The sequence below is a fragment of the Neobacillus cucumis genome, assembly GCF_016908975.1.
Classification (GTDB): Bacteria; Bacillota; Bacilli; order Bacillales; family Cytobacillaceae; genus Neobacillus; species Neobacillus cucumis.
On record NZ_JAFBEX010000021.1, the window covers coordinates 74,851 to 91,840 of the forward strand.

21 protein-coding genes and 1 pseudogene are annotated in these 16,990 nt (G+C 36.2%); 7 read left to right on the forward strand and 15 right to left on the reverse strand.

What is annotated here, in order from left to right; all coding sequences use genetic code 11:
* The first annotated feature begins 57 nt into the window (after positions 1–57).
* Positions 58–270, forward strand: coding sequence for a hypothetical protein (locus tag JOC76_RS23015; protein ID WP_205181112.1), 213 nt, complete (start codon positions 58–60; stop codon positions 268–270).
* Positions 271–516: 246 nt separating this feature from the next.
* On the opposite strand, the gene JOC76_RS30935 is transcribed toward JOC76_RS23015, so the two are convergent.
* The 5 genes from JOC76_RS30935 to JOC76_RS30220 form a co-directional block, all read right to left on the reverse strand.
* Positions 517–615: a DUF5063 domain-containing protein gene (locus JOC76_RS30935; protein ID WP_205181134.1), complete on the reverse strand. Its 99-nt coding sequence runs from the start codon at positions 613–615 to the stop codon at positions 517–519.
* A gap of 24 nt (positions 616–639) precedes the next feature.
* Positions 640–1,062, reverse strand: coding sequence for a helix-turn-helix domain-containing protein (locus JOC76_RS23025; RefSeq protein WP_205181113.1), 423 nt, complete (start codon positions 1,060–1,062; stop codon positions 640–642).
* 256 nt (positions 1,063–1,318) lie between these two features.
* The gene (gene fosM, locus JOC76_RS23030; protein WP_205181114.1) at positions 1,319–1,741 is read right to left on the reverse strand and encodes a FosM family fosfomycin resistance protein; all 423 of its coding nucleotides are present in this window, start codon (positions 1,739–1,741) and stop codon (positions 1,319–1,321) included.
* Positions 1,742–1,903: 162 nt separating this feature from the next.
* Positions 1,904–2,278 carry a GNAT family N-acetyltransferase gene (locus tag JOC76_RS30215; protein WP_239557917.1) on the reverse strand — a complete coding sequence of 125 codons (375 nt, stop codon included), beginning with the start codon at positions 2,276–2,278 and terminating at the stop codon, positions 1,904–1,906.
* A gap of 96 nt (positions 2,279–2,374) precedes the next feature.
* On the reverse strand, positions 2,375–2,617 hold the full coding sequence (locus tag JOC76_RS30220; RefSeq protein WP_239557918.1) for a helix-turn-helix domain-containing protein: 243 nt from the start codon (positions 2,615–2,617) through the stop codon (positions 2,375–2,377).
* On the opposite strand from JOC76_RS30220, the pseudogene JOC76_RS23040 reads away from it, so the two are divergent.
* Positions 2,597–3,440, forward strand: a pseudogene (locus JOC76_RS23040) (SDR family oxidoreductase). The gene JOC76_RS30220 and the pseudogene JOC76_RS23040 overlap by 21 nt on opposite strands.
* A gap of 20 nt (positions 3,441–3,460) precedes the next feature.
* On the opposite strand, the gene JOC76_RS23045 reads toward JOC76_RS23040, so the two are convergent.
* A complete protein-coding gene (locus tag JOC76_RS23045; protein WP_205181115.1) occupies positions 3,461–3,973 on the reverse strand; it encodes a CBO0543 family protein in 513 nt (170 codons plus the stop codon).
* 141 nt (positions 3,974–4,114) lie between these two features.
* On the opposite strand from JOC76_RS23045, the gene JOC76_RS30225 reads away from it, so the two are divergent.
* On the forward strand, positions 4,115–4,297 hold the full coding sequence (locus tag JOC76_RS30225; RefSeq protein ID WP_307784757.1) for a transposase: 183 nt from the start codon (positions 4,115–4,117) through the stop codon (positions 4,295–4,297).
* Positions 4,298–4,682: 385 nt separating this feature from the next.
* Here JOC76_RS30225 and JOC76_RS23055 read toward each other — a convergent pair whose 3' ends face one another.
* The 3 genes from JOC76_RS23055 to JOC76_RS23065 all read right to left on the reverse strand — a co-directional run bounded on the left by JOC76_RS23055 (position 4,683) and on the right by JOC76_RS23065 (position 6,630).
* On the reverse strand, positions 4,683–5,138 hold the full coding sequence (locus JOC76_RS23055) for a hypothetical protein (RefSeq protein WP_205181116.1): 456 nt from the start codon (positions 5,136–5,138) through the stop codon (positions 4,683–4,685).
* Between the two features lie 265 nt (positions 5,139–5,403).
* Positions 5,404–6,117 carry an SDR family NAD(P)-dependent oxidoreductase gene (locus JOC76_RS23060; RefSeq protein ID WP_205181117.1) on the reverse strand — a complete coding sequence of 238 codons (714 nt, stop codon included), beginning with the start codon at positions 6,115–6,117 and terminating at the stop codon, positions 5,404–5,406.
* Between the two features lie 375 nt (positions 6,118–6,492).
* Complete coding sequence (locus JOC76_RS23065) at positions 6,493–6,630, reverse strand: hypothetical protein (protein WP_205181118.1); 138 nt, start codon at positions 6,628–6,630, stop codon at positions 6,493–6,495.
* A gap of 714 nt (positions 6,631–7,344) precedes the next feature.
* Between JOC76_RS23065 and JOC76_RS23070 the strand changes: the two genes are divergently transcribed.
* A complete protein-coding gene (locus JOC76_RS23070) occupies positions 7,345–8,298 on the forward strand; it encodes an IS110 family transposase (RefSeq protein ID WP_205181119.1) in 954 nt (317 codons plus the stop codon).
* Positions 8,299–8,490: 192 nt separating this feature from the next.
* On the opposite strand, the gene JOC76_RS23075 is transcribed toward JOC76_RS23070, so the two are convergent.
* Together JOC76_RS23075 and JOC76_RS23080 are read right to left on the reverse strand one after the other, a co-directional pair.
* Complete coding sequence (locus JOC76_RS23075) at positions 8,491–8,895, reverse strand: VOC family protein (protein ID WP_205181120.1); 405 nt, start codon at positions 8,893–8,895, stop codon at positions 8,491–8,493.
* Between the two features lie 268 nt (positions 8,896–9,163).
* On the reverse strand, positions 9,164–10,111 hold the full coding sequence (locus JOC76_RS23080; protein ID WP_205181121.1) for a helix-turn-helix transcriptional regulator: 948 nt from the start codon (positions 10,109–10,111) through the stop codon (positions 9,164–9,166).
* Between the two features lie 1,150 nt (positions 10,112–11,261).
* Between JOC76_RS23080 and JOC76_RS23085 the strand changes: the two genes are divergently transcribed.
* Positions 11,262–11,474 carry a hypothetical protein gene (locus tag JOC76_RS23085; RefSeq protein ID WP_205181122.1) on the forward strand — a complete coding sequence of 71 codons (213 nt, stop codon included), beginning with the start codon at positions 11,262–11,264 and terminating at the stop codon, positions 11,472–11,474.
* 95 nt (positions 11,475–11,569) lie between these two features.
* On the opposite strand, the gene JOC76_RS23090 is transcribed toward JOC76_RS23085, so the two are convergent.
* The 3 genes from JOC76_RS23090 to JOC76_RS23100 form a co-directional block, all read right to left on the reverse strand.
* Positions 11,570–11,995 carry a recombinase family protein gene (locus tag JOC76_RS23090; RefSeq protein WP_239557919.1) on the reverse strand — a complete coding sequence of 142 codons (426 nt, stop codon included), beginning with the start codon at positions 11,993–11,995 and terminating at the stop codon, positions 11,570–11,572.
* A 112-nt stretch (positions 11,996–12,107) separates the two neighbouring features.
* Positions 12,108–12,755 (reverse strand): RNA polymerase sporulation sigma factor SigH, encoded by a 648-nt coding sequence (gene sigH, locus JOC76_RS23095; protein ID WP_205181123.1) that lies wholly within the window; start codon positions 12,753–12,755, stop codon positions 12,108–12,110.
* Positions 12,756–14,840: 2,085 nt separating this feature from the next.
* The gene (locus JOC76_RS23100; protein WP_205181124.1) at positions 14,841–15,374 is read right to left on the reverse strand and encodes a GNAT family N-acetyltransferase; all 534 of its coding nucleotides are present in this window, start codon (positions 15,372–15,374) and stop codon (positions 14,841–14,843) included.
* Between the two features lie 148 nt (positions 15,375–15,522).
* On the opposite strand from JOC76_RS23100, the gene JOC76_RS23105 reads away from it, so the two are divergent.
* The gene (locus JOC76_RS23105) at positions 15,523–15,855 is read left to right on the forward strand and encodes a winged helix-turn-helix transcriptional regulator (RefSeq protein ID WP_205181125.1); all 333 of its coding nucleotides are present in this window, start codon (positions 15,523–15,525) and stop codon (positions 15,853–15,855) included.
* A 291-nt stretch (positions 15,856–16,146) separates the two neighbouring features.
* Complete coding sequence (locus JOC76_RS23110) at positions 16,147–16,461, forward strand: DUF3243 domain-containing protein (RefSeq protein WP_205181126.1); 315 nt, start codon at positions 16,147–16,149, stop codon at positions 16,459–16,461.
* A gap of 148 nt (positions 16,462–16,609) precedes the next feature.
* Here JOC76_RS23110 and JOC76_RS23115 read toward each other — a convergent pair whose 3' ends face one another.
* On the reverse strand, positions 16,610–16,831 hold the full coding sequence (locus JOC76_RS23115; protein WP_205181127.1) for a hypothetical protein: 222 nt from the start codon (positions 16,829–16,831) through the stop codon (positions 16,610–16,612).
* Positions 16,832–16,990: the final 159 nt, after the last annotated feature.

Sequence of the window (16,990 nt, forward strand, 5' to 3'; positions counted from 1 at the left end):
TCTGATTGTTTTAATATATATTTATAAATTAGTAAATTTTGAGAAGGTGTTCTTAAAATGGATTTTTATGAGAAATTACCCAATGATGTTTTAATTGCCTTTTACAATGAAATTAATAAAAACATTGAAAAGGGTATTTTAACAAAACAAATGTATTATGAACTTGGTTTAATATTTTCTGTAATTAGTCGAAGAGGGATAAGTCTAAGGAAACCAATTGACTTTGATGATGTCATTGACCAAGATACAATGGAAAATTTTATTGCTTAAGAGTGACAGATTTTTAGGTCGCTCTTTTTTTATGTACAAAAAAGACCCTTGATCAAATAATCAAAGGTAAAGTTTAGGCTTAGCCGTACTGAGAGGTGTATTTTCAATTAAAAAATGCTATAAATGGCAGTATCATTTTAGTATATAATTAGAGACAAAATACGCAAGAAAAGCATAAAAACTTGAATATTTTAGGCTCTTTAATTTTATTCCTTATTGTGTTAAAGCCCAAGTAGCTCAATAGAATTACATAAAATTTGCCGAATGTGGAGCGCGTATTGTATCAACAGCGTGATTGCCCCAATGTATTTCAAATCCAAATTTACATTCCCAAATGGCATTTATACAAGAAAAATCAGTGTAGTATCATCATTGACCCCTAATGCTTAATTTCTCCTTTAGCTCTATGATTAATTTATGTATTTCAAAGATACTATCATTATTCCAATCCTTATCGAAGATTGCCGTTACCAACTGAAGTAATAATTCCTTCCCTACTTTATTAATGACTTTTGAATTACCAATAGTAAAATCATAACTATATACCAACTGCTCAAAAGTTGGGTGACTTCCTGACAACAGAAAGTCAATTTTAACATCCAGAGCTTTAGCAATATCCTGCAAAATGAATACACTCGGGTCTTTTCTCTCACCGGACTCAATTTTACCTAAATAGCTAGCAGAGATGTTGCTTTCTTTCGCTAACATTCTTTGGCTAGAACCCTTTTCCTCTCGTAATCTCTTGACTATACTCCCTAATTCATCCCTACTCGCACTTGTGTTTTTTATCACCCTAATATGCTCCTTCTATCAAAGAATATCTCAATTCGAATATTCGACAACAATCTTAAAAAGTCCCATCATTATTTTTTAAAGGTTTGAACATTTTAAGGCATTTTAACTAAAAAGATCATAAAAAAACTTACCATTTTTTTGGCAAGTTTCCTTTGTTATTAACCTGTCCTTATTCAACTACAGCCCCCGTTACTTTAAGTGTAATTCTTCACAATCTTATTGATAAACCCTTTTTATCTGAACAGGGAAACTATTAATTGTAAAACTCCATATGTGATTTTTCCTTTCTATAATAATCCAACCTGTCTTGTAAAGTACCTGTATGAAATTCAAACTTATGACCATCAGGGTCAGTAAAGTAAATGGATTTTTTATCTTTTTTGTCTCTTGGACGACCTGAAAGGATGTGTACATTCAATTCCTCAAGTTTACGGTACATATCATCAAACTCAGCTTCTTCTATTAAAAATGCAATATGAGTGTAAGACTGGCTGATTTCATTACGGGGAATATCTTTTTCTTCATTAAGGGCAAGCCATATACCATTCAAATCAAAATAGGCTGTGCTTCTGCCCTTGACTAACAACTTTGCATCAAACACATTTTTATAAAACTCTATCGATTTCTCTAAATTTGACACAGAAAATAAAAAATGATTAAGACCTTTTACGGACATAATTACACCTCAAAAGTATACTTTTTAATAATTCCATCATACAAAGGAAACAAATTTTATTGAAGTATTCTGCCATGTTAGTTCAACAAGAAAAAATGACCGCCACAGCGATCACATCATCCTGAACAAAAATGACTCATTCTGGGTTAAGACCTGGTTGTTTTACTTTTCATCGAATAGTTCTAAATCCCATCTTTCTTCTACTAATTTCGAACCAGTCCACTCATAATTTTGTTTTTCTTCTGTTAATGTAAAATTATATTTTCGATATAAATAACGAGCAGTTTCTAAAATACTTACTGTCCATAGGTAAACATGTTTGTATCTTTGTTTTTTACAGAAATCGATAGCAGTCTCCATAAGTTTCTTACCTATACCCATACTATGATAATTTTCATCCAAAACAAACCATCTTAATTGGGCAACGATATCATTGGATTTAGTAATCGCAATCGAACCTACCATTTTACCATCTACTTCAGCAATCCATAGTTCTCCCCCATCTGTATTGATCATAAATTCAGTTAAGCCCTTCATAACGTAATATTCAAACATTCTTCCAAACTTATAAGTATTTCCGTACAAAGTTCCATGAAGGTGAGCAACGAAACCTACATCTCCTGGTTGAAAAGTTCAAATGACTACATCTGATTGAGAAGTATCTTTAGTAAATATGGATTCTATGGTTCGCATTGAATTGATTAGCTTGGTCAAATTACGATTCGATATTTCTTGAATCATTTTTCCAACTTCACGATTTGCATTTTCAACTAAGTCATTATAAATTTCTTTACCATAGTCAGTAAGATAAAGTAAGTATTGGCGTTTATCGTTTAAGTGATAGGAGTGTACTTGATGGGTTTCCCACCTCAGCAACAAAGTAAGCCTGGACTTGAAACATTGATGAATCCAAGAGCGATATTTGATAACCCCAATTACAAACCAGCTGGTAAACTTATGAATAAGGTAGCTCTCATAACAGGTGGCGATAGCGGTATTGGGAGAGCTGTCGCTATTACCTTCGCGAAAGAAGGTGCAGACATTGCAATCTCATATCTAAATGAACACAGCGATGCAAATGAAACGATGTTTAATATCCAGAAATACGGACGACGTTGCATTACCATTCCAGGTGATAAAGGGTATGAGCAATCTTGCCAACAAGCTGTAATGCAAACGATTCACCAATTTGGTCGTATTGACATTTTGGTGAATAATGCCGGTGTACTTTACATTAAGAACAGTTTACTTGATATAGATTCGAAACAACGAGCAAGCACTTTTCACACAAATATTTTTTCGCAGTTAATCTTGACCAAAGCTGCTCTACCGTATATGAATTCAGGGAGCTCCATAATAAATACAACTTCCATTAGTGCCTATTTAGGAGATCAAGATTCAATTGACTACTCTGCATCAAAAGGAGCGATTGTTTCATTTACACGCTCTCTGTCATTGTCACTGGCATCGAAAGGTATTCGAGTCAATGGTGTTGCTCCAGGACCAATTTGGACTCCATTAATTCCTGCTTCCTTACCTCCTGATCAAATTGCAACTTTTTGGAAATAGCGTTCCCATGAAGCGAGCTGGTCAACCATTTGAAGTGGCACCTGCTTATGTATTTTTAGCCTCCGATGATGCATCTTACATATCAGGTCAAATTCTACACGTGAATGGCGGGGCAATTGTAAATGGTTAAATATTACTAAACAGTAAGCTTTATTTCATTTTGCTGACTGGGACATTGAAAAATAATAGCAATCCTACAATTATCAAGACAGACAGTCCATAGGCTAATAATGGCTTTTTGTAATGGAGCCGTATAAAAGGCAATTGAACAATATAAAAAATCACAGACCATCCGAAATTCCAACCATTATGGTAACTCATTAAACCCATTATGTAGTTTACAAACTCGACGACAGACAAAAGGGTCACCCAGAAGATGATCCAGGCAACCTGTTTTACCCATCCAGTTGGATACCGTCCTAAATATATAAACACAATGGATGGATAAGAGAGAAACGTTACAAGCAGATTGTTAAAAGTATGATTTGGAATGATATCTGTAGGGTCATATGACCACAACGGATAATTATATGTAAGAAAGTTATATAACAAGTCCAACATGATGACAAAGAGAAAGGTGGACTGATAATTCTTCCAGTTCCGCCAATCTCCCCAACGCCATGCAGCAAGAATCCATAACAACATGCGTACAATAATGTACATATATACCATCCTATTACAATAAATTTCCAGAAAGTGTATTATGAATAATTTTACTTAAAATATGCGTTTCTTCCTATTGCTAATTATTCACCAACAGGTACGTTAACTCTTCAACAAACTGTCCCTATTCAATTCCCCACCGTGGCTCACCTGTGTTCCTGGGCAGCCTTGGTTCCTGGACACAATGAAAGCGCAGGTAAAAGAAAATCAAGCAGATTTAAAAAGGAAATAAATATATTAAGATCTGCATTAACAGAAGCAGCTCAATCGGTAAGAGGATCAAAAAACTATCTCGGTGCACTGTATAGACGTACAGCTGATTGAAAAGGAAAGAAAAAGGCAGCCATTGTGGTTGCCCATGCGATGTTGCGAATCGCATATTACCTTCTAACACGAAAAGAAATGTATGTCGACTTAGGCGAAGATTATTTTGATTAACAGAGACAAGTATCTATTGTACGCCATTCGGTTCGAAGACTTGAAAACTTAGGTTATACTATTAAAATTACCGAAGCATCCTAATCAATTATTTCAATCCTTAACACCTTGATCAGGCGCTCCTCTTTTTTTAAAAAAAATGAATGAGCTGCCTCTATTTAAGTATTGCCATTTTCCCAATCTCACAGAAGTTAATTTTCATGGTAATTGAACAACAACCTCAAGAAAATCTTTAGATAATTAACCTAAAACTTCGTATAAGACTTAGTTTTCATTTTTTGATCAAGTCTCCTCCAATACTGAATTTATGCTTGTTATCAACATTCTCTAAATAACCAATTAATTGAATACTTGGGTTATCAATTCCTAGCAAAGGTTTTTCGCCAATACCTTCAAACGGCATAAAAACATTTAATATAACCTTTTCTCCTGGTTTAATATCTATTTTGTTTCCATTAGTTTCTACTTTATATTCGTTGCCTTTATATGCAGTTTGACTTGTTTTTATAGGAAAGGAAACGAAAACGTTATTTTGCTTTATAACGAAATCACTGCCGTTTAATAGATTAATGGAATATGAAATTCCCTCTTTCGAAGTTTGTTTTTTAACTAATTCCAACTTGATTTTATTTAGATCATTTGTTGAAAATGCTACCTTATTTGCCTTGACACACCCTGCCATTAATATGAAGGTTAACAAAATTAAAGATAAATATTTAGTTTTCAAAATAAACTCTCTCCCCTTTTTCTCTTTTTGAATATTTTAACATTTAATACCATTAATTTGAGGTATTTTTTTCTATCTTCAACTCTCTCAGTTAGCGGAACAAGAAAAGCGACTGCCCTTTTTGAACAATCGCTACCCGTTTGTTTAAGTGAACTAATTTACAAACTTTCCCTTTCATACTTCATTTGGTTTAGGAATGCTCCCCCCTATTGTGTTAATTAAGGAAAGCCTTATATAAATTTATAACAAAGTTTTTTCTCGAAGATCATTCCATATATTGTTCATCTGGCTCATTTAAAGCGGCAGCCAAGATTTTCTCTGCAACAAATTCAGGAGTATCAGGTTGATTGGAAGAACCTTGTGGCTGCTGCCGGCGAGCGCTGCGAACGCCAAGAGCGTTTTTGCCAAAATCCGTTGCGGTTACGCGCGGATAGACGGAAATCACCCGGATTTGCTCTGAGGCCAATTCGCCTCGTGCCGTCTCGGAAAGCATGTTCAAAGCGGATTTGGTAGCCGCATAGGCTCCGATTCCAGAAATATTCATCTTGGTGACCACCGAACTTATATTGATGATCAGTCCACCTCCTTGCTCTCGCATGATAGGGATCGCAGCTTGCATTGCAGTTAATGGTCCCATCACATTGAGGTCAAAGATCTTACGAAAGTCATCTGGATTAAGGTCGGCAATCGTGCCCCTTGCAGCTTGTCCTACGTTATTGATGACCACATCCAGTCGACCAAAGTGCCGGTCCGTCTCCTCAATGACCCGTTGAACCTGCTTCGGATCGCTCACATCAGCAGGCAGAGCTACAGCGTCACTTCCCCGGCTCTTCAATTCCTCGGCGAGATGATTAAGTATATCGGCAGATCGAGCTACCAATGCTAATTTGGCACCAGCAGCCGCAAAGCGGCGTGCTGTGGCTAAGCCGATACCAGCGGATGCTCCCGTAATAAGAACAACTTTGTCACGAATTTCCATAATAAATGTTCCTTTCTTTAATGAAATGATTAGCTCAACACGGGTTGGGGCTTTCACGCTCGAGAAAGTGCACATCGGACCGTTCTCGTCAAGGAGCACAAGGTGCACAGGATCATCTGCGGACTGTTGGACGGTGAGCGTCCTCTAAGTTGTTAAGATCCATCGCGGTGATGCCCCTTGATAACGGATAAATTCTATATGGTAACAAATAAATCCTCCCTCAAGTAACCTGCAAGTTAGTCGAATAAGAAAAAGGGGATAGCCGCAGCACCAACAAATCCATAAATAAAAACAGGGCACGGAAAATTTCCACGCCCTGTTTTTTGTTTATGAAATTTGTGGTCAGCAAGATCCATTGGTTTGTCTTTCTCCGGATTAAAACGGCTCGATGGCTTTCTCGTTTTTACCAGTTTGAGGCTGATTTTCAATTCTTCTTGCTTCTACTTCCTTAGGAATTTCCTTAAGATGTTTATTTACTTCTTCTACTTGATTAGTATTTCGCATTTCATCCATTTTTAAAAACCTCAATTCCTTAAAATATTTTTGATAAGTATAATATGCCGCAGTGATAAAGATTTTATGTTTGTTGAATCAGACCTACCATTTTTGAGTGGACGCCTATTTATATGGCATAGTAATTACAGCAAAAAAACGACGACGATGATAATAATTATAAAAAAGGTATTTCCTCACATTTTTTATATTTCAAATGAAAACCCAGTCACGCAGCGCGGTTTCTTCCCACTAATAGGAAAAACGAAGAAATTTGTGGCTCTGTATGGTTTAGGAAAATAAAAAGAAAAATGCCATTTGGTGCAAAGCCCGAGATGGTGAACGTGGATTGGGATTATTGAATTTTAAGCCATAAACCTCAGAAATGAGTTTATTTTATGTATCTTATTAAACTGAGTCGTTTGAGCTCAATAAGAAAAAGGCTGCCGTAGCAACCTAACCTTTTTTCGCTCAAGCACCCGTTTCGTAATATAAGGTTAGCCAGATTTTTCTGGTTGACCTTTTTTTATATAGTTTTATTATATCGGTAGTCGGGGGAGGACGTAGCACCCGTGGGACTTTGATCCCGTCAAGTAAACTGTCCACCCCCTACTTGTATAATCATGTTTCAAGCTGGTTGGGGCTTTGATCCCGTTTAACAAGCGAACCTATGACATTACAAGGAGCATTAGGGGTTACCGACTAATTTGTATTACTAGGAGGAGGAGAAAATTAATGAATCCAGTGATTGGTCTGGATGTATCAAAAGGAGAAAGTCAGGTTCAAGCGTTTTTAGATAAAGGTAAACCATATCGTAAGAGTTTTAGTATTACTCACGATCTTAAAGGATTAGGATGTTTATTAGAGTTCCTTCAAGATGTTGAAAAGGCTGCTGGTGGTCATCAACCTTCGGTTGTTTTAGAATCAACTGGTCATTATCATATTCCCGTTATTCAGTTTCTAGAGGAACAAAATTATGTTTACATTATCGTCAATCCTCTTATCTCTCATAGAGCCAAGAGCTCAAGCCTTCGAAAGGTAAAAACTGATGCAATTGATGCTTATCACCTTTGTGAACTGTTTTATAAAGAGGAGTTAAAGCCTTACAAGAAGCGTGGTGTTCAACTATTAAACCTTCGTAATCTGACAAGACAACAAGAGAGTATTGCGGAAATATCAGCTAAAACAAAGATACAGCTTCATTCTTTAATTGATCAGGTTTTTCCTGAGTATCGAGGTGTATTTGGAAGTCTATATTCGAAAGTATCAATGCTTACTTTACTAGAGTTCCCTACTTCTAAGGCTGAAAAAATCGCTGCAACGATTATTTCTGAAATCGGAGAGATATATCGGTTTAATGGTGCCAAGAAGTTAGTTGCATTCGCTGGAATAGATCCTAGCGTGTACTCTTCAGGAAAGTTTACTGCATCGGTAAACCGTATAACCAAACGTGGCTCGTGTAGGCTTCGCCACGCCTTGTATATGGCTGTTCAAAGTGGTATTCGGGATGCCCGTAAAAAGAAAACAACTGATGAGATCATTCCACGCAATAGAAGACTACGAGAGTTTTATGACAAGAAACGAGAAGAAGGAAAACCCTTTAGGGTAGCGATTATTGCATGTGTAAACAAACTCTTACATTGGATTTACGCCTTACTAAAAAGTAGTTCTTTCCAAGATATAGCATAGGACCTATATCTAACTAAATACAACAAAACCTTCCAATAAGAGAATTTAGGAAGGTTATTTGGCATGAACATTTTTAGTATATCATGAGGTTATTAAATTTTTTATTGAAAAATGTTGACAAACTATTAGCTGGTTTACTTCTTTAAGTGTAATTCTTCACAAAATTGAAGCCTCACTCACTTCAACTGTCCTTCAACCCCTTTCGCTGAACCGTTTAATAGCTTCCTCGGTCACCGGCTCAAAGAGGTTAACGAGGTTTCCGTCGGGATCACGGAACAACACAGCACGGTTCCCCCACGGCATAGTGGTCGGTTCCTTTACCCACTCATCGACAAACGGTTTCAAGCGCTCGTATTCGCCATCGACATTGTGACCGCGGAACTCGATGATGACAGTGTGATTATCGGCCGCCACCGCGGAACCAGCGCCAAACAGTGGCACCGTCTGCGAGTGGCCAATCGCAAGGGTGCACGATGGAGCAATGAATTCGGCAAAGACTGGCGCGGGGCGTTCCGCCGAAACACCCATGACTTTTTCATAGAACTTGACAAGACGATCCACGTCGTCGGTAATGATGCGTACAGAAGCAAAATTCACAGATACCATCCTTCCTATAATAAATGATACAATATCGTATCATATCATTTTGGACCATGAAGTTTCCGTAAAGGCCCGATTTAATCAGAAACTGAACCATTTGGTTCTACTGGCTGTTGCTCAATTGATCCATAGTGAAATGAATTAATTCCTGTGGACGTTGAATGGCGGTGTGCACAAACTGAAGCAAGACATACTTAGCATTTATCTATCACCCCTTTATGTTTAATTACTCCTATTATAAAATGACGCTACTGACAGCAGTATGTCAGTAGCGTTTAAACATTTTTTGAGCTTCCTCACGAATCCGATTTCGTAATGATTCAGGCTCCAATACAATCGCAGCAGCTCCCCAGCCAAGCACCCATTGCAACAATTCTTCAAGTTGACGAACTTGTAAGATCACATGCAATCCATCTTGATGCTCTTCCATATCCTCTATGTAATGATTGTTCGATTCTTTCACCTTATCTGCGATATCATGGTTAAATAAAAGGCGAACTAGCAAGTGTCGATCATCCGGAGGGGTATACTCTCTTAAGTTAAAATGTGTTGGTAGTTCGAATCGTTCTCCCAGATCGATAAGTTCCATCATTCGGGACAAGCGGAAATGGCGAATGTCTTGGCGCAGATCACACCGGGCAACGAGCATCCATGATCCTTGAACGAGCACCAATCCATAGGGAGCAACGGTACGAAAACTATGGCGATTCCCGTTGGAATCTGCAAGTCTTTTTGCATAATGGAAGCTGATCTTTCTCTCGTCTAATATCGCTCGACGGATCTTTTCTAGATATTCTTTTTCTTTTGACTGCTTAACCTGTTTATCAGAAATGAGCAAACGAATAGCCTTGCGTACACGAGATGTTTCATTGCGTACGCTCTCCGGTAGAATTGCCTCAATTTTTCCGCGGGCACCTTGAGCCTTGATACGATAATCATCATCAAATCTTTGTTCGATAAAGTCCGTTCCAATCAGCAAGCTCACGGCTTCTGGTACCGTGAAACTGATTGGCGGCAGGAAATAGCCTTTCATCAGGGAATATCCTGTCCCAGGGGCTCCTATGATCGGCACGCACGCTTCACTCAGCGCCTGGATGTCGCGATAGATGGTCCGCACGCTAGTTTCAAATAGGGTCGCCAAATCTTCGGCCCGTACAACTTCTTTACGTTGTAGCTCCAGCACGATGGCTAACAAACGGTCTGTTTTGTTCATTGGTTACCCCCTTTAATATTTACTGCAAAATAAACATACCACATCTTAATGGAGAAGATAATTTAGTAAAACTAGATACAAATTAAAAACCAATTGTCCTAGATTAGATGTAAAGCTAAAAATTATAAAAGTATCACAATCCTTAGAGATTTTATGGTAAAGTCTTTACAAGGACATAGGGTTTGTAGAATTTTCTCAAACATTTGATTTAAGTCGCCATAGTCGCAAAATATTACTCGATAACCTCAATAACAATCCTTCATTTTTTATCCTTAGTGATTAGTTCACCCTTTTCTTTCTTTTGATGCTTTAATCTTTATATTTTTTGTAATTTCGTCAAAGTCTAAATCTTCCCTTCGAATAACGAAAGTAAATGAGCCGTTGATAAAACTCTCTTCCATTTCCAAACACATCCTCAACAAATCTTAAGTATCCTTATTCAACAAGTCGAGTAGAATGGAGACCTTCTACCTTTCGGTAGATTGTACTCCACCCCCTCACAGAACCGTGCTTGCACTATTAATGCACACGGCTCCTCCTAGTTACCATTCACATTTCTGCTATCCGACTCCCTATTCGGCATTTGGCTTCCTTGCATGTTATCGCTTGTACACCATACTCTTCCATTAAGAAAAGACCGATAGGGTCTCCCGAGTTGCCGTATCATATCAATGTGTAACGTGCCAAGGTCTCTGACTCCAGAGAGGTTTTATGCATCTTGCCTTAAACGATGGATAAAATGTAGCTTTCTGTTGCAGGTAAAACATCAGCACTCTCGTTTTACTAACATTATGGAGCTCAATCCCTTCAACCAATTGGCTTTCGGCCCGCCACCTTACTGTCTAAGCTTAAAGACTAAAGTTACCTTTGGTCCTCCAAGACTCGCTACGAGCGAATGGCTAGTTCTTACTCGACGGGAATCCCACCCGTTATATGATAGGACCTAGGCTCGGCCGCACACATGCCAGTTAGTTTAAGCGAAAACATTCACAATCTATTGATTAAAATCCCTTTTCATTGATTCATAATATTTGAACAAATAGCCTTGAAGGCTATAAAGCAAGCCCTACGTATTGTTTAAGCAAATACACTAGCCCTACCTTTTTCCATTCATTCCATCTTAATTCACATATTTTTTGCAGGGAATTGTATGCAAACTATAGAATTAATCCTAAACATTATGATTGTAAAGGTGAAGGGTAATAAAATGGCTGGTAATAAACTTTGGTCTCTTGAAGAAGATGAATTAATCGATCATACCATTATTAATCTTCCTCATCGAACAGACATCGAAATTTCGGCAATTTTGTTTGGGCATCCTTTGTTAAAAAGAGAACCTCATCTGGGTTACTTCAGCACGTAGATCAACGACGCTGTAAGCTAAAGAAAACTAAAGACAAAAATAAAACCAAAAATGTGATAATGAAGATAGGTATGCATGTTCAAATTAGAAAGCCCTCACACATGTTGAGGGCTTAGTGTTTCTTCATATTCCTTTACTATCCGGTAAAATGTACTCCTAGGCACGTTAGCCCTCTTCATAGCCTCAACTGCTGTTATCTCTTTATCTTTCCATTGTTTGTATGCTCGTTCAAACTCTTGAGTAATTTCGGTTTTTGGTCTGCCCATGTGTTTCCCTTTGGCTTTTGCTACCGCAATCCCCTCAGCCTGTCTTGTCTTGATTTCCTCACGTTCTTTTTCGGCGAATGCAGTAAGAGTCAAAATGATTGATTGTATTGCTCGCTTAATAACATCGTCATGTTCATTGTTGGTGTTAATCATAGGCTCCTTTATGAAACGCAGCTGCACTCCATTATCTACAAACCATTTATATTCCTTCATTGTGTTATCCCATATTCCCTCCCATTCGAGTAATGGAATCAAATACTACCGTATCCCTTTCACGGACCAATTGTTTTAATAATTGATACTGAGGACGTTCAATGACTTTTGTTTTCACTTCATGCACAATCAATAATTTTATAATTTTTATATGCTAAACATTTACGAACGAATTTATATCTATGGCACCTTCTATTTTTCTTTTCACTCTTTGTAAAGCATTATCTACCGATTTTACATGTGTATTTAACTCTTTTGACATTTCTACATACGATTGTCCGTCTAAATAAAGAGATAACACTTTTCTTTCTAGTTCACTCAATAACTTATTTAACTTTAATTTAAATTCACAATCTTTTTCTTTATTTAACACCAACGACATAGGATCGCTATTACTAGTACCAGGAATCAAGTCCATAAATGTAACAGAATCATCTTCCTCATATACAGGCTTGTCTAAAGAAAGATAAGAATTTAGAGGTTTGTGCTTTTGTCTGGTAGAGTGTTTAACAGCAGTAATCATTTGTCTTTTGATGCACATATCAGCAAATGAAAGAAATGAGAAGATTTTTCCTTTTTGGTAATCCCTAATTGCTTTGTACAATCCAATCATTCCTTCTTGCACAATATCTTCTCTGTCTCCACCTATCAAAAAATATTTACTTGACCTTGAACGCACAAAGTTCTTATATTTAAAGATTAATCGTTCTAACGATTCACTATCTCCGTTATGTATTTTATCTATTAATATCTCATCTTCAAGATCATTGTTTCCTTGAATCCCGTCACCACATATCGCCATTCTTATCCCCCTTTTGCCAAGAACTAGTTGTTTTTTTAATGAAAGCGTTATTAAATAATAATAACTTATACTACTTCTTTTATAAATGGAGATTCGTTATAAACGATAGACGAATTACGACAAAATGTGATTTACTCCACTAAAGCACCACTTATCTACAGTATGTTTTTCTACCGTATTTAACGTATGTAATGATACAAAAATGACCAGATTTCTAACTTTGTGGAAACAATATATACAGTTATTTTTTATAGTATTCAACGTATTCAAGGATATGGAAAATGGACTTGGGTAAAAGGAGAAAGAAACAACCTTGAAGTTTAGTGTGGAAATGTACTTCTTCCATACTAAACTTCAAGGACAGTAAGCTGGTAGGTGTAATAGATAGGCTCGTTGCCTGAAGAAAACTGCAGCAGCAGGATCAATCAATTATACCCACAGGGGGATAAAGTCAAGCTCTTAATACGTTTATCTATGACTACATAAATCAATAAGTTCTTTCAACTTAACATCCAATTCAAGTTCCGAAGCGCCTTTATGTCATTTGAATCGAAAAAAGCATATAAAACAACAGTAAGCGACCTCGTCAATCCGTACTGGAACGACAAGGTCGCTTACACTATTTCTTCATCCAATTATAACAAGCCCTTTCATTTATTTTATTACGTATTCTCGGAACAGCGAAAGATTAGTAGACAAAGCGCCTCCTTAAGCAGTATTGTGACTCTTGGATACCTATCGTATCAATCGTCCGCTTTCGCCTTACCTACTTCATTGGAATCACCTTTTCCTTAGCTAGATTAAACTCGTCCCATGTACATTTCTGTACACTTCGCATTTTAATATCGCACTGGACTCACCCTTTTTTGTATAGATTTTAGTTATATTCCCTGTACGACTTGTACATTCGCCTTTCGCTATTTCACTGGATTCACCTTCTTATTTGATGTGTATGTTTTATTTGTCCTTATCATACACGAATGGTCGAATTTTGTAAATACTAAAAATTATAAATTTTCAAAAATTTCAGATTTCTCGTAAATAAATGGTAATAAAGTGGGTCGCCAGCCCATGGGGCATCCCGATTAGAGCAGCAACTCTGTGATCAAGCCAAATAGTTACCAAATTTTTTATTAATCACTAAAATCGGGAATTGTAGCAATTTATTTGAAATTGTCAGAAAATACTTTGAATATAAATAAGCAAAAAATATGCAAAAGGTGAATAAAAACTTGAAAAAGCACCCATCATTAAGACGATTGCGAACGAAGCAACTATTGAAGGAAATGCAAATAACAATATAATATATGTACAAAATATAACAGAATATAGTCAAAAAACACATAATTGGTGGCTTAATCGGTCACTCTTTTTTATTTGTTTCTTTTTCCATTAAAAAATCCGTTTAAGTACAAACCATTCACCATATGTTCGCATTGTTCATTACATTGTTCCAGAATACTTTCAAAATAGCTTAAAACTGAAACACTTCCTTAATCTTTTTATTATGTGATTTTAATTTAATGGAAATAATTCCATAACATTTAATAGCTATCCTTAATTAGTATTGAATCAATTAAAAATGGAGTACTAGGCATGAAGCTTAAAGCTATTATCTGTTTTTTTCTAAAAATGCATAAATTTAGTTATAATTCAGGTGAGTGTGTTAGATGCGGTAAGATACGAGCACGAATAAGATGATCGATTATGCTTAAAATGATAGTTAGGGAACTCCCTGACTATTGCTTCAAGTACATAATATTTGTCAAATGCGAAAAGATAAGAGCTGCCACGCAAATCTATCTTCAACTAACGCACCCGTTAGCCATCCATGAAGTACAGCTTCACCACAAAGGATGGAATTTTAAACAGTTCTTCCATGGTAGTTCAATAAGAAATTGCTTAAATAACTATATAGTAAAGCAAACTTTCAAGCTCTTGAGGGAAAAAGCAATGAAGTATTGTATCATCATAATGAAAAAACAAAATCCTCATCTTTTTGGAAGATGAGGATTTTTGCGTGTTATTACGTGTCATATGTTTTTAGACGGTGATGTAGTATTCCTGCCAGAACAGAGATTGAAGCTACCTCTTTTTGCTTCGTAAAACAGTAATAAAACCATCCAAAATTTCATGGCTAACAACGAATCCTTTTCGTTTATAAAACTCTAAAGCATCATCATTACCATTCGAAACAAAAATAAAATAATCCTCGACATCATCAAATTGATTTAACCAACTCATTGACATATTGAAAAGCTTTGAGCCAATCCCGTATTTCCTATAACCTTCACTAATATAAAACTGGGATAGGCTACCTACATTCTTTTCACTAACAGAAGAAATGTCAAAAAAAGTAGCAAAATCATTAGAATATGCTTCTTTGGGTGAAATGTTCGAGTATGCATAGCCAACTATCTTTTCTTCAACTTTAGCAACAATTATATGATTGTAAATTGCACTCTTAATAGAAGGAATCATTCGTGTTTCAAAATTCATCCCGTCGAACAATTCAGGCTTTATTTTTGCCTTTGACTTTTGAAAAACCATAAGCTCATTACATAAATCTTTGCAATCCTCAGCTTTTTCGCTAGGTATGATTTCATATTTTATATTCATGTATTTCTTCCTCCTCTATTTGTTCTTTGATGAATTTGACATGAAGTAATTGTGATTCTAAAATTATCATATATTGATTAGTATCTTTTGGAAAGTAGGCACCTTAAAGTGGTATAGAAACCTTTTAGTAACTATTGGAGGTTATGTTATGGATAAAAATAAAGTATTGCCCTTTTGCCCTGTTGAAACGACAGTAGGTCTAATCAGTAATAAATGGAAGGTTCTAATTTTGCGTGAATTATTAAGTGGCACAAAAAGATTTGGTGAACTAAAAAATGGAATAGAAGGTATTAGCCAAAAGGTACTGACACAGAATTTACGTTCAATGGAGAATGACGGATTAATAGAACGCCAAGTTTATGCCGAAGTTCCACCAAAAGTAGAATATTTTCTTAGTGATTTGGGTAATTCTTTACGACCAATTATAAACTCAATGAAAGAATGGGGTTTAGGGTATCACGAAATGGTGAAAAACACTTAGATTGAAACCAATGTTATCATTTAGAGTACAGTACAGCGGACATTACAATACATTAAATATCCAACAAGTAATCTGTTGGATTTTTAATGTGGACTTCGATATTGTTCCAAAAATATTTTGTTCAACTAAACTGCCCAGTTAGCTCAATAAGGTGTTCAAAAGTAACCTGATTAAACGAGATTTTTTTACCATAAGATAACTGAAACTACATTGTTACACCGCTCTATCATTTTGAACATGTATCAATGGGGGTACAAATTAAAGGACTTAAACAAAATGGAGGGATATTACATGTTTAATAATAATGAAGCAACTCCTAACAAAGCTGAAGAAACCGTAAGGAACATGGACAATAGCGAAATGTATAACAAGTTGGAAAATTTTAATGAGTTTAAATCGTACCTACACAACAAAATATCTGTAGGGGAAAAACTGGGCATGAATGAAGAGCAATTGGCGAAAAGTGCTGAAAAGGTTGCCGACTATCTTGCTAAAAATACTGAACCTCAAAACCGTGAGGAAGTTCTCCTCCAGGAGCTCTGGAAGGTAGGAAACGAAGAGGAACAACACAAATTAGCTCATATGCTTGTAAAATTAGCAAAATAAAAATCTATAAGCTCTTTTGTTCATTGAAATTATCATACCTTCATACCGAAAATAGAATTAAATTAACATCAACCAAACTCGCCCTTGGCGAGTTTTTTCACTTCAAATCTCATATATGGCATTACCATACGGTTATGTATTGCATCTTTTAGTTAGACAGGCTAAATAAACTAATAATAATTATTAGAATACCTATACCTATAAACACAGCTTTCCAAAACCAATAATCATTTATAAAACGAAAAGGGTCAATTCTTGCTTTTTTAGCTTCTTTAATTGCCTTTAAAAATTCATCAAGTCTAAATACACCTACCCACAGAAAGATACCACCTATAATTAAAACTAATAAGGAACCTATTACATCCTTCAATACAATTACTCCTAATTTTCGTTTTTTATTGGTATTTTAGCATACAGTTCTTAAACTATCCTCTCCCGTTAGCCATCCATGAATCGCTAAAAAACAGCTCTTCACCACAAAGAATGAAAATGTATTGAATCCGTCCATACTTGTTCTAAGGCTGGGAGA

What these genes read in the sequence shown, in the direction of transcription:
- JOC76_RS23015 (WP_205181112.1), top strand. Translation starts at nt 58, where the DNA reads ATGGATTTTTATGAGAAATTACCCAATGATGTTTTAATTGCCTTTTAC.
- fosM (WP_205181114.1), bottom strand. Translation starts at nt 1,741, where the DNA reads ATGTCCGTAAAAGGTCTTAATCATTTTTTATTTTCTGTGTCAAATTTA.
- JOC76_RS30215 (WP_239557917.1), bottom strand. Translation starts at nt 2,278, where the DNA reads ATGAAGGGCTTAACTGAATTTATGATCAATACAGATGGGGGAGAACTA.
- JOC76_RS23045 (WP_205181115.1), bottom strand. Translation starts at nt 3,973, where the DNA reads ATGTACATTATTGTACGCATGTTGTTATGGATTCTTGCTGCATGGCGT.
- JOC76_RS23060 (WP_205181117.1), bottom strand. Translation starts at nt 6,117, where the DNA reads ATGGAAATTCGTGACAAAGTTGTTCTTATTACGGGAGCATCCGCTGGT.
- JOC76_RS23065 (WP_205181118.1), bottom strand. Translation starts at nt 6,630, where the DNA reads ATGGATGAAATGCGAAATACTAATCAAGTAGAAGAAGTAAATAAACAT.
- JOC76_RS23070 (WP_205181119.1), top strand. Translation starts at nt 7,345, where the DNA reads ATGAATCCAGTGATTGGTCTGGATGTATCAAAAGGAGAAAGTCAGGTT.
- JOC76_RS23080 (WP_205181121.1), bottom strand. Translation starts at nt 10,111, where the DNA reads ATGAACAAAACAGACCGTTTGTTAGCCATCGTGCTGGAGCTACAACGT.
- JOC76_RS23085 (WP_205181122.1), top strand. Translation starts at nt 11,262, where the DNA reads ATGCAAACTATAGAATTAATCCTAAACATTATGATTGTAAAGGTGAAG.
- sigH (WP_205181123.1), bottom strand. Translation starts at nt 12,755, where the DNA reads ATGGCGATATGTGGTGACGGGATTCAAGGAAACAATGATCTTGAAGAT.
- JOC76_RS23100 (WP_205181124.1), bottom strand. Translation starts at nt 15,374, where the DNA reads ATGAATATAAAATATGAAATCATACCTAGCGAAAAAGCTGAGGATTGC.
- JOC76_RS23105 (WP_205181125.1), top strand. Translation starts at nt 15,523, where the DNA reads ATGGATAAAAATAAAGTATTGCCCTTTTGCCCTGTTGAAACGACAGTA.
- JOC76_RS23110 (WP_205181126.1), top strand. Translation starts at nt 16,147, where the DNA reads ATGTTTAATAATAATGAAGCAACTCCTAACAAAGCTGAAGAAACCGTA.